Origin of the sequence: Micromonospora sp. RTGN7 (assembly GCF_033804645.1) — a bacterium.
Classification (GTDB): Bacteria; Actinomycetota; Actinomycetes; order Mycobacteriales; family Micromonosporaceae; genus Micromonospora.
In genome coordinates this window covers 36,447-52,338 of the sequence record NZ_JAPZLF010000009.1, presented here as the reverse complement: position 1 = coordinate 52,338, position 15,892 = coordinate 36,447, and the positions used below count along the sequence as shown (strand labels likewise).

At 70.3% G+C, this 15,892-nt stretch carries 16 protein-coding genes; 12 read left to right on the top strand and 4 right to left on the bottom strand.

Annotation, left to right across the window (positions count from 1 at the left end):
- Window positions 1-91: 91 nt before the first annotated feature.
- Both SNR22_RS15260 and SNR22_RS15255 read left to right on the top strand, forming a co-directional pair.
- Window positions 92-640 (top strand): phosphoribosyltransferase family protein, encoded by a 549-nt coding sequence (locus SNR22_RS15260; protein WP_320067232.1) that lies wholly within the window; start codon window positions 92-94, stop codon window positions 638-640.
- Between the two features lie 48 nt (window positions 641-688).
- Complete coding sequence (locus tag SNR22_RS15255; protein ID WP_320067231.1) at window positions 689-1,726, top strand: questin oxidase family protein; 1,038 nt, start codon at window positions 689-691, stop codon at window positions 1,724-1,726.
- Window positions 1,727-1,761: 35 nt separating this feature from the next.
- Here the strand turns inward: SNR22_RS15255 and SNR22_RS15250 are convergent, their stop codons facing one another.
- Together SNR22_RS15250 and SNR22_RS15245 are read right to left on the bottom strand one after the other, a co-directional pair.
- Complete coding sequence (locus SNR22_RS15250) at window positions 1,762-1,974, bottom strand: hypothetical protein (RefSeq protein ID WP_320067230.1); 213 nt, start codon at window positions 1,972-1,974, stop codon at window positions 1,762-1,764.
- A 57-nt stretch (window positions 1,975-2,031) separates the two neighbouring features.
- Entirely contained in the window at window positions 2,032-2,922 is an 891-nt protein-coding gene (locus SNR22_RS15245) for an LLM class flavin-dependent oxidoreductase (RefSeq protein ID WP_320067229.1), read from the bottom strand.
- Between the two features lie 151 nt (window positions 2,923-3,073).
- On the opposite strand from SNR22_RS15245, the gene SNR22_RS15240 reads away from it, so the two are divergent.
- Complete coding sequence (locus SNR22_RS15240) at window positions 3,074-4,696, top strand: hypothetical protein (RefSeq protein ID WP_320067228.1); 1,623 nt, start codon at window positions 3,074-3,076, stop codon at window positions 4,694-4,696.
- A 131-nt stretch (window positions 4,697-4,827) separates the two neighbouring features.
- On the opposite strand, the gene SNR22_RS15235 is transcribed toward SNR22_RS15240, so the two are convergent.
- Window positions 4,828-5,259, bottom strand: coding sequence for a DUF5753 domain-containing protein (locus SNR22_RS15235; RefSeq protein WP_320067227.1), 432 nt, complete (start codon window positions 5,257-5,259; stop codon window positions 4,828-4,830).
- Between the two features lie 40 nt (window positions 5,260-5,299).
- On the opposite strand from SNR22_RS15235, the gene SNR22_RS15230 reads away from it, so the two are divergent.
- Window positions 5,300-5,872, top strand: coding sequence for a GNAT family N-acetyltransferase (locus SNR22_RS15230; RefSeq protein ID WP_320067226.1), 573 nt, complete (start codon window positions 5,300-5,302; stop codon window positions 5,870-5,872).
- A 102-nt stretch (window positions 5,873-5,974) separates the two neighbouring features.
- Window positions 5,975-6,676: a dihydrofolate reductase family protein gene (locus tag SNR22_RS15225; protein ID WP_320067225.1), complete on the top strand. Its 702-nt coding sequence runs from the start codon at window positions 5,975-5,977 to the stop codon at window positions 6,674-6,676.
- Between the two features lie 64 nt (window positions 6,677-6,740).
- Here the strand turns inward: SNR22_RS15225 and SNR22_RS15220 are convergent, their stop codons facing one another.
- Complete coding sequence (locus SNR22_RS15220) at window positions 6,741-7,217, bottom strand: barstar family protein (protein WP_320067224.1); 477 nt, start codon at window positions 7,215-7,217, stop codon at window positions 6,741-6,743.
- 292 nt (window positions 7,218-7,509) lie between these two features.
- Here SNR22_RS15220 and SNR22_RS15215 point away from each other — a divergent pair, with 292 nt between their 5' ends.
- From SNR22_RS15215 to SNR22_RS15185, 7 genes are all read left to right on the top strand, one after another.
- Entirely contained in the window at window positions 7,510-8,766 is a 1,257-nt protein-coding gene (locus tag SNR22_RS15215; protein WP_320067223.1) for an MFS transporter, read from the top strand.
- Between the two features lie 273 nt (window positions 8,767-9,039).
- A complete protein-coding gene (locus tag SNR22_RS15210) occupies window positions 9,040-10,143 on the top strand; it encodes an FAD-dependent oxidoreductase (RefSeq protein WP_320067222.1) in 1,104 nt (367 codons plus the stop codon).
- A gap of 8 nt (window positions 10,144-10,151) precedes the next feature.
- The gene (locus SNR22_RS15205; protein ID WP_320067221.1) at window positions 10,152-11,471 is read left to right on the top strand and encodes a SidA/IucD/PvdA family monooxygenase; all 1,320 of its coding nucleotides are present in this window, start codon (window positions 10,152-10,154) and stop codon (window positions 11,469-11,471) included.
- A gap of 3 nt (window positions 11,472-11,474) precedes the next feature.
- On the top strand, window positions 11,475-11,840 hold the full coding sequence (locus tag SNR22_RS15200; RefSeq protein WP_320067220.1) for a cupin domain-containing protein: 366 nt from the start codon (window positions 11,475-11,477) through the stop codon (window positions 11,838-11,840).
- The gene (locus SNR22_RS15195; protein ID WP_320067219.1) at window positions 11,837-13,435 is read left to right on the top strand and encodes a class I tRNA ligase family protein; all 1,599 of its coding nucleotides are present in this window, start codon (window positions 11,837-11,839) and stop codon (window positions 13,433-13,435) included. The genes SNR22_RS15200 and SNR22_RS15195 overlap by 4 nt, the downstream gene beginning before the upstream one ends.
- Before the next feature lie 9 nt (window positions 13,436-13,444).
- Window positions 13,445-14,689, top strand: coding sequence for an ATP-grasp domain-containing protein (locus tag SNR22_RS15190; protein WP_320067218.1), 1,245 nt, complete (start codon window positions 13,445-13,447; stop codon window positions 14,687-14,689).
- Window positions 14,690-14,760: 71 nt separating this feature from the next.
- Window positions 14,761-15,852 (top strand): S-(hydroxymethyl)mycothiol dehydrogenase, encoded by a 1,092-nt coding sequence (locus tag SNR22_RS15185; protein ID WP_320067217.1) that lies wholly within the window; start codon window positions 14,761-14,763, stop codon window positions 15,850-15,852.
- Window positions 15,853-15,892: the final 40 nt, after the last annotated feature.

The window sequence follows — 15,892 nt, the reverse complement described above, 5'->3', positions numbered from 1 at the left end:
CCGATCATCCGAGGTGAGGTGGCCCGCTCGGCCCCGCCCCCCGCCGGGCCGCCAGGGCCCCGCGCCGCCAGGATGCCGCAGGATGGGTGGCATGCCCGCTGAGCTGAGCGCACGACTCGTCGAGCTGTTCCGCTGGGTCGATCCCGGCCCGCAGAGCACCCACCTGGTCAGCGACGTCTCCGGCTGGTGGCGGGATCCGACGGTCCTCGCGGCGCTCGGGCCGGCCCTGGCCGCGCCCTTCCGGGACGCCCGGCCGACCGTTGTCCTCGCCCCCGCGGTCACCGGCCTGCTGCTCGGCCCGCTCGCCGCGACCGCCCTCGGCGTGGGCTTCGTGCCGGCGTACAAGGCGGGAGACGGGCGATTGCCGGCCGGGGCGACGACCTGGGCGCAGAGCCCACCGGACTTCCGGGGCCGCCGGGTCGAGCTGGGCGTGCGAGACCGACACCTGGGCCCCGGCGACCGGGTGCTGGTGGTCGACGACTGGGTGGCCACCGGCGCCCAGCTCCACGCCCTGTACGCGATCTGCGCCGCCCGAGGCGCCGAGGTCCTCGGCACCTCCGCCGTGGTCGCCGACTGCCCGCCCGCCGTCGCCGCCGATTTTCGGGTACGCGGCCTGTTCGACGCCGCCCGGCTGGGCTGAGCCCCGCCGGTTGACTTGAAGGAAGCTTCATGTTCGACGATCCGGGGCATGGACGACGGGATTCTGAACGAGGCGTATGACCGGCTGCACCGCACCGGCCCCGAGTACGAGGGCTGGCTCTCCAACCACGGGCCGATGGCGGCGGAGGCGCTGATCCGGCACGGGCACGGGGATCGGGTGCACCGCTGGCTGGACGCCTACCTGCGCCGCCTCGACGACCTGCCGCGCGGCATCCGGCCGATCGACGACTGGCGCGAGGCGCTCGGCGACCCGAAACGGTCCGGTGACTGGCTGGCGCACTTCGACCGGGAACTGCGCGAACGCCCCTGGCGGGAGGTGCTGGGTGCCTGGTGGCCCCGGCTGCTGCCGGGTATCGCCGCGGGCGCCACCCACGGCGTCATCCGGGTGGGCCACGCCGTGCGGGCGCTGCATGCCGACGAGACCAGCCCGGCCCGACTCACCGAGTTGGGTCAGGCGCTCGGCTACTGGGCCGCCCGCTGGCAGCCGGTGCCGGGCGCCGATGCGGCCGACCCCCGGAGCCCGGACGGCGGGCGGCTCGGGGTGGCCGCCGCGCTGGCCGGGCTGCCCCGAATCGCCGACCGCACCGGCGGCATCCGCGACCGGCTGGTGCGGCTGCCCGACGTACCCGGGTGGACGGCCGCGCTCGCGGCGCTGCGGCCCGCGCGGACCCCGGCCGAGGCGCAGCGGGGGCTCGTCGAGCTGGCGCACCGGGCCGGCCTCGACTACCTGCGGTACGGGCACGGGGAGCCGGTCATGCTGGTGCACGCGGTGACCGCGCCGACGGCGGTGAGTCGCGTCCTGCCGGCGCTGAACCCCGGCCTCTGGGCGTCGAGCCTCGCCGCGGCCTGGTCCGCGACGGCGGCGGTGACCGCCGTCTACGCCGACCCGGTCGGCAGCGCACCCCCGGCGGTGGCCCCCGGCACCCCAGCCGAGGTGTTCGCCCGCGCCGCCCGGCACGGCGACGCGCATGTGGTGAAGCTGGCCGACGCGGTGCTCGACGCGCACGCGGCGACCGGCGACGAGCGGATCCTGGCGGCGGCCGGCTACGCCGGGCAGCTCATCTGAGCCCTCGTCCCGCCGGTCAGCGCCCGACGGCGGGATCAGTCGAGGAAGCGCTCGACGGCCGTGCAGACCCGGCCCAGGACCTCGGCCGAACGGGCCAACGGGCCGGGCACCAGCAGCGCGTGGTCGGCCCCGCCGATCTCCAGCACGTGCGGGCTGAGCCGGCGGGCCGCCGCGCCGTCCCAGGAGTCGTCGCCGGTCCCGCCGACCAGCAGAAACGGCGCCGTCGCCCGCGCCAGCGGCTCCGCCACGTCGGCCCGGTGCAGCAGCGGCGCGGTGGCCGCGTACGGCCGGCGGGGTGTGGCTGCTCAGGCGCTGGGCAGGCGTCGCAGCTCGGGCAGCAGGCGGGTGGCCACGTCCACCAGGACACCCTCGTCCCCGGCGTACCAGCTGCTGGCCCGTGGCCAGTGGGTCACCACGTCGGTGAAGCCCAGCGCGGCGGCCCGCCCCACCTGCTCGGCGAAGAAGTCCGCGCTGCTCAGCGAGAAGACCGGGGCGGAGTCGAGGATGAGGTATCGGTCCAGGGTGGCCGGGTCGCGGCCGGCCTCGTCCAGCGTCCGGTCCATCCGGGCGGCGAGGTCGACCACCGTCCCCCACCAGCTCTCCAGGTCGTCGCCGCCTGTGCCCGTGGTCACCCAGCCCTGCCCGAACCGGGCCGCCAGCCGCAACGAACGGGGGCCGTTGGCGGCCATCACGAACGGCACCCGGGGAGTCTGTACGCAGCCGGGGTTGTTCCGGGCGTCCACGGCGGCGAACCAGTCGCCGCGCCAGGTCGTCCCGTCCTCGCGCAGAATCAGGTCGAGCAGCTCGGTGAACTCGGCGAACCGGTCGACGCGCTGCCGCGGCGGCAGCGTCTCCCCGCCCAGCACGGCCGAGTCGAAGCCGATTCCGCCCGAGCCGACGCCGAGCAGGAACCGGCCACCGGAGACGTCGTCCAGGGCGGTGATCTGCCGGGCGAACGCCGCCGGGTGCCGGAAGTTGGGCGAGGCGACCAGGGTGCCGAGCCGGATGCGTGAGGTCACCGTAGCGGCAGCGGTCAGCGTGATCATCGAGTCGAACCAGGGCCCGTCGACCAGGTCCCGCCAGCCCAGGTGGTCGTACGTCCAGGCGTGGTCGAAGCCCCACTCCTCCACCTGCCGCCACCGGTGCTGCGAGGCCGACCAGCGCTGTTCCGGGAGGATCACGATGCCAATCCGCATGATCGCCAGCGTACGTCCCCGTCCCGCCGGGCGACCGGCTGCCACTGACCGCCGACGGAGGGCTGTTCACGTTCGTCCGCTGACGTAGCTCGCGACGGCGTCAGTCCATAAAGGGGCAGCGAAAATCTTCGTACGCTGATAAAAAATCCTCATGCTTCTTCCCTTCGCGCGGCGGCTGGTCACCGGCGCGCTGGCCCTCGTCGTCACGGTCTCCGCGACCGTGTTCGGCGCGACCGCAGCTCAGGCGGCGGTGCCGCGACTCGCACTGACCGCCCTCTCCTTCGAGCACTCCACCGTCGACGTGACCGAGGACGGCACGGCCAACAAGCTCACGTGGACCGTCACCAACACCGACCCGGAGGCCCAATCGGTCTACGGCGTGGTGACCATGCGGATGCGCAGCACGGTGACCGGCGCCCTGATCGGCCACGACTGGGTGGCGCGCTACGGCTACCAGGAGACCTGCTGCGGCGACGCCGTTTACGAGTCCGGCACTCCGCAGGAGTCCACCTACTCGTTCCACCTGCCGGTGCGGCGGTATGCCGACGCAGCCACCGCGACGTGGGAGGTCACCAAGGTCACGATCGGTGCCAACGGCACCACCGCGACCGTCTCGGGCACCCGGTTGCAGTCGTTCGGATACCGGTTCACGGCACTGACGCTGGTCGACTCCGCCGGGCCGACGATCGATTCGATCGGGCTCCACTCCTCGCGCAGGCCCTACTTCTACCTCGGCAACGGGCCGGTCACCGCCTACTACGACTTCACCGTGCAGGACGGGCAGTCAGGCTTCTGGAAGGGCAGCATCCGACTCGCCGGGCCGGGCGGGCAGAGCGTCACCACGGCGTTCACCTGGGAACGTGAGGAGTCCAGCACCGGGTTCCGCTGCGGAGCGGTCAGCGGCGGTGAGCGGGACGGCATCTACATGCCGTGCGCCATCGGGGTGACCCTGCCGGCCGGGGCGACGCCGGGGAACTGGCGGATCGCCTCGCTGGTCCTGTGGAACAACGCGGGCGGCACCACCACGTACAAGAACCCCACCGCACCGTCGATCACCGCAACCTACAACACGGCGGTGCAGGCGAGCGGTTTCGCGATCAGCCCCAACCCGGTGAACAACTGGCGCGACAGCGTGACGGCCGAGCTGACCATGGCGGTCACCGGCGCGCTGAGGGGCGTATCGGCGGTCCACGTCGATCTCGACGGTGGCTGCCAGCAGCAGGGCACCGCAACCGTCAAGGCGGACGGCCGGATCGCCATCCCGGTGTTGGTCTACCAGCAGACCACACGCTGCGAGGTCGAGGGCATCGCAGTGGTCGACGGTGCTGGCAACGTGGCGCTGTACGGCCGGGAGTTCGAGGCGCCCGACCCTGAGCTGGTGATCACGCAAATTCCGAGCACCACCCCGCCGGTAGCCCTGGGCGCGACCCTGGACCCGGCGTCGCTGCCGGCGAGCGAGGTGGCGCAGCGCTCGCTCAGGCTCACCATCCAGGCGGAGGTGCGGGTCGCGCCCATCGACGGCATCGGGGTGTACCTGTACGACGCCGACGGGGAGGTGGTGTACCAGTCGTACGGCGGCACCAATCAGGCCGCCGACGGCACCGTCACGGCCTCGGTGTACCTGCCCTGGGACGGCTTGGAGCCGGGCGCGTACACCGTGGGCTTCGCGCTCGACGACGCGGCCAGGATGAGCAGCCGGTGGAACATGCCTGACCGCTCGGACAGCCAGACGCTGCCGGGCGGGCCGGTCGTGTTCACCGTCACCGCGGGCTGAGTTGGTGGGCAGCATCGGTCGGGCATCAGGGTCGTAAGCCGCACGCAGCCTCGATGTCCACAGCACGGCAAAGCGCCCGTCCCCAAGCTCGGGGCGGGCGCTTTGCCGTGCTGGTGGTCGGTCAGGCTCAGTCAGGTCCATTGATTCGCCCCCTCCTTGATCAGATCTAGGGACTGTCGCCGCGACAGCGCCTCGTTTCGGATGCTCTCCCACCGCTCGAAAAGCGTATCCAGCTCTGCCGGGCGGTCCACGACGTCGCCGCCGAGTTGGCTTTCGAGGTGACCCACCCAACTACCGTCCTCCAGGTGCGCCAGCGACAGCGGGCCAGACAAGCCTGCATGAAGGCCAGCGTCCGCAGGGACGACGTGAACACTGGTGTTGGGCCGCTCGGCGCAGGCTGCAAGATGCAGTAGCTGCGCTGACATCAACTTTTCCGCGCCTTCGCCCGCACGCCGGATCGCACCTTCGTCGACCACCACGATGAGCTGCGGCGGAACCTCGCGGGCAAGGATGCCCTGACGCTCGATTCGAGCTGCTACCCGGCGATCGACCGAGCCGGTCACGGGGCGCCGAGGTCGGCGGCGGCTGTCCTACAGTCGACGGGTGCCGTACTTCGCCGCGCCCGCTGTCCCGCCGGGCACGCTGGCGGCGCTCGCCCAGCCCGAACTCGCCGCCGACGGCGTACTGCTGCGGCCCTGGCAGCCGTCGGACCGCCCCGCTGTCGTGTCCGCGTACGCCGACCCCGCGATCCAACGCTGGCATGACCGGTCGATGACCGACGACGAGGCCCGCGACTGGATCGCCGGCTGGCCGGACCGGTGGCGGGCAGAGACCGGCGCCGGATGGGCGGTGCTCGACGCCGGCGAGGTGGTCGGGCAGGTCAGCCTTCGCCGGCTCGCCCTCGCCGACGGGCTCGCGGAGGTGTCGTACTGGGTGCTGCCGGCCGCACGTGGACGGCGCGTCGCCCCACGGGCGCTCTCGGCGGTGACCGCCTGGTTGTTCGGCGCACTCGGGCTGCACCGTGTCGAGCTGACCCACTCGACGGCCAACGTCGCCTCCTGCCGGGTTGCGCTGCGGGCCGGCTTCGCCGCCGAGGGTACGAAGCGCGGCGAGGGACTGCACGCCGACGGCTGGCACGACATGCACCTGCACGCCCGCCTCGCCACCGACGGATGATGACGCCGGTTGTCGTACTGTCACGCTAGGTTTCCCCGATCGGCTCCGACCCCACTCCGGTGGGGCACCGGGGTGCCGCCGGACGGAGAGGGACAACGCGAGATGACGAAGGTGACCGCGCAGCTATCGATATCGGTAGACGGGTTCTACGCAGGCCCGCAGCACATTGACGACGGCGACTGGATCGACTCGGCCGAGAGCGCCAAGTTCTTCCGGGTCACCCGCTGGGCCACCGACGCGTTGTCGTGGCGCGAGCGGCAGGGCTTCACCGGTGGCGAGCAGGACGCCAACTCCGACGTGGTCGCGGAGTCGTTCGGGTCCGCCGGGGCGTACGTGATGGGGCGGCGGATGGCCGACGGCGGTGAGGTGCCCTGGGGCGACGAGCCGCCGTTCCGCGCGCCGGTCTTCGTCGTCACGCACCGCCCCCGCGAGCCCCTGCTGCGCGGCGGTGGCACCAGCTTCACGTACGTCACCGACGGCGTGGCCAGCGCGGTCGAGCAGGCGCGCGCCGTGGCGGGCGGCAAGGACGTCGCCGTGGCCGGCGGCGGAAGCCTCGTGCGGCAGGTGCTCAAGGCCGGCCTGCTCGACGAGTTGGAACTGCATGTGGTGCCCGTCGTGCTCGGCACCGGCTTGCGGCTGTTCGACGCGGACCTGGACCTCGGCGGCAAGGAGGGCATCGAGCTGACGCCGACCCGCGTCATCCCGACCCCGCAGGTCACCCACATCCGGTACGCGGTGAACGGTCGCGCCCCGCTCGTGCTCGACGACCGGGGCAGCGGCGGCGGCGCCACGACGACCCGGTGACGTCCGGCGCGCGACGTCAGATCCCGGACGGGCTGGGTGGCCCGGCGCACCGCCGAGGTCGGAGTCACCGATCCTTCCGCGTCGCGTCGGCCAACTCCAGCCGAAGCACCGCCGCCTCCTGGTCACCGTCACAGAGCAGCAGCACCCTGAATGGGACGCCCCTGCCGCCCGGCCGTCCGAGCGGATTCGCCCACGCACGCGCCGCCCGGGACAGGATCCGGAACAGGGTGTGCCGCTCCTCGGTCTCGTCCGACAACAGCAGCGGTACGTTCTCCAAGACGATGAGGTACCCGTCTGCGGGTAACCAGTTCAGGTCCCGAAGACAGTCGGACAGCGCGTCCCAGTTCCAGCCGAAGTAACCGGAAAAGAGCAGCGCGGCGGAGAACTCGTACAAGGCGTGGTCGACATCCATCATCCTTGCCCCGTCGAGCCGCGCGACGACGATCCGTCCGGCCGACGGTAGGACCCCGCCAACCTCCACCAGAGCGTGGCGCGGGCAGGCCAGCACCTGGTCGTCGGAGGCGTCCCACCAGTCATGCACGGCTTCGCCGCCTGGATCCAGGAGCGGATGCTGTTCTCCAGGGCCTGGTGTCCATCCGGTGGGTCTCCCACGCCAAACCACCCAGCCATCATCCACCGTTCAGACGGTTCAGCCGGTCCGCAACCTCGATCGACTCGCAGGTCGTGAACTTCCCGACCGGCCCACCCGCGGCATCCACCGGCTCTGACGCGCGGTCCACGATCGACCGCCCCTGGTCAGGGGCTGATGCTCATGCCAGGATGTCTCCGCAATCGCGCTTGTAGTCGGCACTCTCCGAAGCAGAGGCTATCCAATGACCAGGACCGCCAAAGTGGGCACGGCCTTTGCGACCTTCGCGGCGGTGGCCAGTTTCTTGATTTCGCTCGCCGGCTCCTCGCTGAAAAGCACCGTCCAGGTCTATTTCCTGAACATCGCGGACGGCTTCGACGTCAGCCGCGGCAGTCTGGCGATCGCGACCACCCTGTTCGCTGTGATTACCGCGGTGACATCGTCGGTGATCGGGCACCTCGCTGACCGGATCGGCGCGATCCCGGTGCTGGCGATCGGCACCGCCCTGAACGGCATCGTGTTGCTGCTCAGTGCCATGGCCACCGAGTTGTGGATGTTCGTCCTCACCTATGGCGTTGTCGGTGCCGTCGCGGTCACGATGCTCTCCTTCGTGCCACTGGGCGTGCTGGCCGACCAACTGTTCCAGGGGCGCAACAGTGGTCTGTTTTACGCGCTGCTGACCAACGGGGCAGCGGTGGGATTCATGGTGCTGGTTCCCCTGTGGACCTATCTGGACGACACCATGTCCTGGAACCAGGTGCTGTTCGCCATCGGTGTGGTCTTCCTCGTCGTACTGCTGCCCCTGTCCCTGGCGTTGGTCCGCCTGTCCATCAGCCGGCAGCCGGCCAGGGTGGCACCGAGGGTGTCGTTCTGGAGCGCGACGGCCACGACGTTCCGCCACCCGCAGATGCGCGCGCTGGTGCTGGCCTTCATCGGCTGTGGGACCACCATGGCCTTCATCGACGTGCACTTCTTCCCGCACCTACACGACCACGGCATCTCGGATTCGGTCGGCGCCTCGGCGGTGGCGGTGCTGGGCGCGCTGGAAATCATCGGCGCGCTGGCCGCCGGACGACTGTGTGACCTCGGCTGGACACGGGCCACGCTGATCGGCGCCTATGCGATGCGCGCCACCGCCATGGTCATGCTGCTGTTCGTCAACTCCCCGGCCACCGTCATCGCCTTCGGTGCGGTCTTCGGCGCGAGCTATCTGGCCACCGTGGTCGCCACGACGGTGTGGGCGACCCGGGTCCTGCCGCCCGGGGTCCGCGGCACCGCGCTCGGGGTGCTCTGGGCAGTCCACATGCTCGCCGTGGCAGCGACCAGCCAGGTCGGGGCGATTCTCGCTGACCTGCAGCACAGCTACACCGTCACCATCGGTGCGTCGGCGGTGCTGACGGCCGCCGCTGTGGTCCTGGTGGCCGTTCAGCCGAGCCCGGACGACCGCATCGCCAACGCCGCGGCCCCGGTGGAGGAAGCGCGACCGAACGTCGAGGTTTGACAGACGAAAAGCGACACTTGGACGCCTGCAAGCCAGCCGGATCAGCCCGTTCGATGGAAAAGGACGTGGTGAGGGCCTAGATGGTGGCCCTGCGCGCCCTACACCAGGGCTTCCTGGTTGGTTGTCGGAACGTCGACTGATCTCTATCGTCTGCAACCACAGTTGCCACAGCGACACCTTCCCCACCGTGGAGTCGGAGTGATCATGCGCGGGCTCAACCGGCGGTCCGCACGACGTACACGGTTCGGCCCACATGCCAGCCGAGCCTGATCGATGCGGACTCCAGTGGCCGTCATCGGCGGAGGCCTGGCCGGCTCCCTGCTCGCGCTGCGGCTCGCCGAGTATATCGGGGGACCTCGCATCGAGTTGTACCTGGGCGCGGCGACGCGCGGCCGAGATGCCACGGTCGCCTCCGGTGGACTGGTCCGGGGCTTCGAGACGAACCTCGACGAGTGTCGGTTGGCGGCTGAGAGCCTCGCCGAGCTTCGCCGCGACCCCGCGCTGGCCCACGCAAGCGGATACCAAGAGTCGCCCTCCTACTATTTTCTGCGCCCGGAGGTCGATCCGGACCGCCAGCTCGCCCTGTTGGGCGGCGCGCTCAGCGGCTCCGCCCGGCTGGTGCCGGCCGGACAGGTGGCGCGGGCCCTCGGCCTCGCCCCCCGGCCGGAGGGCACGTTCGCGGTCGTCGAGCAGCACGCGGGGCACATCCGTCCGGATGCGTTGCGCCACTATGCCGTCACTCGGGCCACCGCATTGGGTGTTCGGGTACGCCACGAGGCGGTCGCCTCGGTCACAGCCGGGCCAGCCGTGACGGTGGGCGGCAACGTCCGGCATCACGACGTCGTGGTGGTCGCGGCCGGTGCGTGGACCAGCGCACTGGTTCCCGTGTCGCTGCGCACCCGACAAATCCAGTACGGCGTATACCCGCTGGCGCGACCGGACCTCGGCTGCCTCGTCGATGATCTGTCCACGTTGTATTGCCGGTCCTATGGAGTCGGGTCCCTACTGCTCGGTGTCGCCACCGCGGCGTGGGGAGCAGCTCCGGGGGACGACCGCCCCGACCCGGCGTACGTGGATCGGGTTTCGGAGGTCGCCCGCGCCGTTCTCGGCCTCGACGGGCGACTGCCGTCGCCACAGTGGTCGGCCGCAGGCGTCGACTGTTTTGCCGATGAGGGCGGGCTGCGGCTACGCGCGGTCGACAACATGCCGGGGGTGTTCAGCTTCGCAGGTGGGGCGGGGGGCGCCGCGAAGAGTGTTCTGGCATCGAGCCGACTGGCCGCCGCGACGGTCTGCGTGGCGGCCGGCGGACAACCGCCACAGATGTCCACGCCCCCGGTGCCGGTTTGCCGGGAGCAAGGCGACCAGGCGTCAAGATGAGGGGCAGCATGGAGAGACACAAGTCAGTGGTCGCAGTGGGGGCCGGTCCGGCCAACCTCGCCTTTGCCGTGGCGGTCGAGGAGATGGCTCCCGACATGGCCGAGGAAACCCTGCTGGTGGACCAGTACGACGACATCGCCTGGCAGCGCGGGATGCTGCTGCCGTGGGCTCAGAGCCAGGTCGGCTTCCTCAAGGATCTCGTGACGCTGCGCAACCCACGCAGCCAGTACTCCTTCGTCAACTACCTGCACTCGACCAACCGGCTGGACGAGTTCATCAACCTGGGCTCGGCGTTGCCGTTCCGACTGGAGGTCTCCGCGTACCTGCAGTGGGTGGCCAAGTCGCTGGAGCGGGTGCAAGTGGAGTACGGACGGAAGGTGACGGCGATCATGCCGGTGTCGTCACGTGACGACGGAGTGTCGGATCGCTGGCGGGTCCAGTTCGACACCGGCGAGGTGGTCCGCTGCCGGGACGTGGTGATCGGAGTCGGCCGGGCCCCCAACGTTCCCGCCGCGTTCCGAGATCTGCCCGCCGATCGGGTGGTCCACAGCACCGAGTTCACCGGCCGGGTGGCGCAGCTCGACCCGAAGGCGGTGCGCCGGGTCGTGGTCGTCGGCGGGGCGCAGAGTGCTGCCGAGATGCTGTGGACGATGTACCAGCAGTTCCCAGCCGCCGAGTGCCGGATGTTGATGAGGTCAGCCGGGCTGCGCGGCTACGAGAGCAGCGCCTTTACCAATGAGCTGTACTTCCCGTCGTTCGTCGACCAGTTCCACGCCGGCTCCGCCGAGGCCCGGGCCCAGTTGTTGCAGGAGATGCACCGGACGAACTATGCCGGCCTAGCCCCCGGCATGCTCGACACGCTGTATCGCCAGATGTACCAGGACCGGCTGACCGGCAACACGCGGATCGTCATGCATACGCTCACCGACGTGCTCGCCACCCGGATGGAGGACGACGAGGTCGTGTTGACCGTGCACGACCGGCTACGGGCGACGACCGACGAGCTCCGCGCCGACCTGGTGCTCCTGGGCACCGGCTTCGAGCAGGGCCAGCCGGCGCTGATCCGGCAGACCGCCGCCTCCGTGGGCGTACGCGAGATCACGGTCGACCGCAACTACCGCATGGTGACGCCGGACTCCGTGACCGCCGGCTGCTATCTGCAGGGCGTCAATGAGGAGACTCATGGCATCGCGGACTCGCTGATCAGCGTACTGGCGGCCCGCGCTGGCGAGATGGTGACCGATCTGCTCGCCCCCCGTGCCAGCACACCGGCGCTGGTCGGCACGACGGCGGCCGGCGGCGTCCTCGCCGAGGGAAGGGATGACTGACTCATGGAGATCCGCAAGCTAGACCACCACGGCCTCAAGCCCGACAACGGGCTGCGGGCGCAGCGGCTGATGCCCTGGGAGGCGTTGAACGCCCCCTTCGAGGGCTCCTGGTGTGTGGTGCCGCCCGGGGCCGAGTCCGGGGCGCACGGTCACCACGAGTACGAAATCTGGATCGCGTTGACGGGCCAGGCGGAGCTCGTGACCGACGCGGGCAACACGCCGTTCGTCGCGGGGGACGTCGTGCACTTCCCGCCACACGAGCGGCACCAGGTGGTCAACCGTGGTGAACAGCCGTTCCAGATGTATGCGATCTGGTGGGATCACGAGATGGCGGACCAGTTCGTCGAGCGCCACCGGACCGTGTCATGAGCCTGGACGAACCTCCGGTGATCGTGGTTCCGGCCACGCCCACCTCCAACGGGGGCCTGCACGTCGGGCACCTGGCGGGGCCGTACCTGGCCGCCGATGTCTACGCCCGGTACCAGCGTGCGCGGGGCAAGTTTGTCATCCACACCACCTGCACCGACGACAGTCAGTCCTTCGTGGCGACCCGCGCGGCGGGCCTGGGGATAGCCCCGGCGGACCTGGTGCGCGATGCCACCGCGCAGATCGGACAGGCGTTCACCGCGCTGGGTGCCACCCTGGTCGGGCTGCCGCCGGTCGACGAAACCTACCGACGTACCGTGCTCGACTTCGTCACCGCCCAGCACCAGGCAGGCGCTTTCGAGCTGCGTACCGTCCGGTTTCCGTTCGCCCGACGGGCCGGGGTCTGCCTCTACGACGCGCTCGTCTCGGGTATCTGTCCGACCTGCCTGGCGCAGAGCTCGGGCGGCGCGTGCGAGGCGTGTGGGCACCCGAACAACTTCGACGAGCTGCTCGACCCGTATTACCCGCTCGACCCGACGGACGACGTCGAGCACCGCGAGGTGGAGATCCTCGTGCTGCCGTTGGAGCGACTGCGTAACCAGCTCGCCGACTATTACGCCCAGCACGCGCCACGGTGGCGGCCGAACGCCCGCGACTTGGTCACGGAGCTGATGGCCGGCCCGCTACCGGATGTGCCGGTCACCGTGCCTGGCCACTGGGGACTGCCGGCGCCGTTCGCCGAGACTCCCGGGCAGCGGTTGTACCCGTGGATCGAGGCGATGCCGGCGATCATCTACAGCACGTGGTGGTCGGCGGGGCGGCTCGGCCGGCCGGCCGAGCGCACCGACCAATTCTGGCTCGCCGACACCCAGCCCACGATCGTCTACTTCCACGGGTACGACAACGTCTTCCACTGGGGGATGCTCGACGTGGCCATGCTGCTGTCGCACCCGCAGCGGTACGCCACCCCGACGGTGACCGTGACCAATGAGTTCTACGAGCTGGACCGGTCGAAGTTCTCCACCAGCCGCGGCCATCTGATCTCTGCCACTGATCTGCTCGACCGCGTGCCCCGCGACCTGGCGCGGTTCTATCTGGCCCTCACCGCCCCGGAGTTCCAACGCACCAACTTCACCGAGGCCGATCTGCGGAACGTGGTGGCCACCCGGCTGGTGCGGCCCTGGAACCGGCTGGCCACGGCGCTGGCCGAGCTGACCATCCCGGACGGCGCGGTGTTGCCGGTGAGCGCGGTCGGCCGCGCTCGGGCCCAGGTGGTGGCCGACCGGCTGCGCCGGCACTACCAGGACGACCGGTTCAGCCCGGGCGGGGTCGCCGACACGATCGCCACCCAACTGGACCGCCTGGCGCGTGACACCATCAACTCGGACACCGCAGCCGACATGCTGGCTCAGGTGCAGACCCTGCTCGCGTACGCCGCGCCCATCCTGATCGACGTTACCGACATGCTGGCCGGCGCCGGGGTGCGGCTACGGATCGACGACGGGCCCGTGGACAAGGTCACGATGTTCCGGTTGCCAATGCTGCCAGCCACGTTCGACCAGCTGGCTCCCGGCGCTGACGCCGGACGAGCATCGTAGGAGAACCAGATGAAGTTACTCGCCATCGAGACTTGTCAGTATTTAGAGTACTATCTGTCGCGTTACGCGCAGGTGGAAGCCCTGGGTGCAACACTCTACGTGCTCAACGGTGAAGGTAAGCCGGACTTCTGGCCCGCCGAGCGGTACCAGGTGGTCGGTTCCCGCCACATCGACGACATCATCGCCGCCGGCAAACAGTGGCACCAGGCCGAAGGCTTCGACGGGGTATTGACCTTCTCGGAGTCGTCGGTGATCACCGTAGCGGCGGTGGCCGAGGCCCTCGGCCTACCCGGCATTGGAGTCGAAGCCGCGGTCAACTGCCGCAACAAGTACCTGATGCGGCAGGCGTACGAGCGGGCCGGCGCGCCCTCTCCCCAGTTCCGGCTGACCGGCACCCTGGCAGAGGCGCATGCCGCGGCGGAGGAGTTCGGTTATCCGGTCATCATCAAGCCCACGCACGGCGCCGGCAGCAACTTCGTGTTCAAGGTCGGCTCCCCGGCGGAGTTGGCCGAGCGGTACGCGCAGGCTGAGGAAGGCAGCCGCGACATGTTCTGGGCCCGGTCCGAGCCGGAAGGGGTGGACCTCGGACCGAGCGGCCTGCTGGTGGAGTCGTTCCTGGACGGCGCGGAGTACCTGATGGAGGTGGTCGTCTGGGATGACGAGGTGTACCTCGGCTCGGTGGTGGACCGGATCACCATCGAGGGGCAGACCTTCGACGACGATGTCCACCACGCGCCGACGTCCATGAGCCCGCAGGACCTGGCAGCGGTGCACGAGGTGGTCGCTGCCGGGGTGCGGGCGCAGGGGCTGCGGCGCAGTGTGGGGCATGCGGAAGTACGGTTCCACGACGGCAGGCCGCACCTTCTGGAGATCGCCGGGCGGGTCGGCGGCGGCGGGCTCGACCTGATCGCCAGGCTGACCGCCGATCACGACCCGATCGCGGCGGCCGTCGACATCGCCCGCGGCGTGCGGCCCGAGGTGCGGCACTTTGAGCCCACTGGTGTGCACACCGCGTCGATGTGTCTGATCTGCGCGGCCGGCACCATCGCCAGCGTGCACGTGCCGGCCGAGGTCAGCGAGTCGGAACGGACGTTCGACCTGAAGATCACCGCACGGCCGGGCGACGTCATCAAGCGCCCGCCGCACGGCAACACGATCCTCGGGTTCCTCGGCACCACCGGGACCTCGCAGGAGGACGCCTTCGCGACGATGATCCGGTTCGCGGACCTGATCAAGGTGGAATTCGCCGGCTGATCCGGGCCGCTCCACTGGCCGTCCCGCCCCTATACCAGCAGCAGCAGCAAGACAGACAAGGACGATGATTCATGGCGCAGACAGTCGAGGCCGTGGTGTCGCTCGGCCCGGGCCAACCGGTGCAGATCCGCGACATCGTGGTCCCGGACCCGGGACCGGACGAGGCAACGGTGCGGGTGCTGGCCTGCGGGGTCTGCCACACCGACCTGCATTACCGCGACGGCGTCATCGGCTCTGGCTACCCGTACCTGCTGGGACACGAGGCAGCCGGGATCGTCGAGCAGGTGGGTGACAACGTGACCCACGTCGTCCCAGGTGACTTCGTCATCCTCAACTGGCGAGCGGTCTGCGGGCGCTGTCGCCCCTGCCTGCGCGGGGCACCCGAGGCGTGTCTGGACGAACTCACCGCCAGTCGACCGATGACGCTGACCACCGGGGAACCGCTCGGGGCAGCCCTGGGCATCGGTGCCTTTGCCCGGCTCACCCTGGTCCACGCGGGCCAGTGCACCCTGGTCGACAAGGCGGTGGACCCTGCCACTGCCTGCCTCCTCGGCTGCGGTGTGATGTCCGGACTGGGTGCGGCGATGCGCACTGGGGGCGTCAGTCCCGGAGACACCGTCGCGGTGATCGGCTGCGGCGGGGTGGGCTGCGCGGCGGTGGCCGGCGCGCGACTGGCCGGGGCGACAACCATCATCGCTGTCGACATCGATCCGCGAAAGCTGCCAATGGCCACCCAGTTGGGCGCCACGCATGTCATCGACGCCAGCCGGGAATCGGACGTGGTCTCCAGGATCCGACAGATCACCGGTGGGCTCGGCGCCGACGTGACCATCGACGCGGCCGGGTCGCCGGAGACATGGAGTCAGGCTTTCCACGCGCGCTCCATCGGCGGCACCTTCGTGCTGGTGGCCAGGCCGGACTCATCGATGCGGCTGGAGATGCCGCTGTTGGACCTGTTCCTGCGGGGCGGCACCTACAAGACCTCCTGGTACGGCGACTGCCTGCCCTCCAGGGACATGCCGATGTTGGCCGATCTGCACCTGCAGGGCCGGCTGCCGCTCGACCTGTTCGTCACCGAGCGAATTGGCTTGGGCGACGTCGAGGTGGCGTTCGAGCGCATGCGCCGCGGCGAAGTGCTGCGCAGCGTCGTCCTGCTCGATTGACCACCTCGACCGTACCGCTATCGCCGGCCCAGGCCGTCCA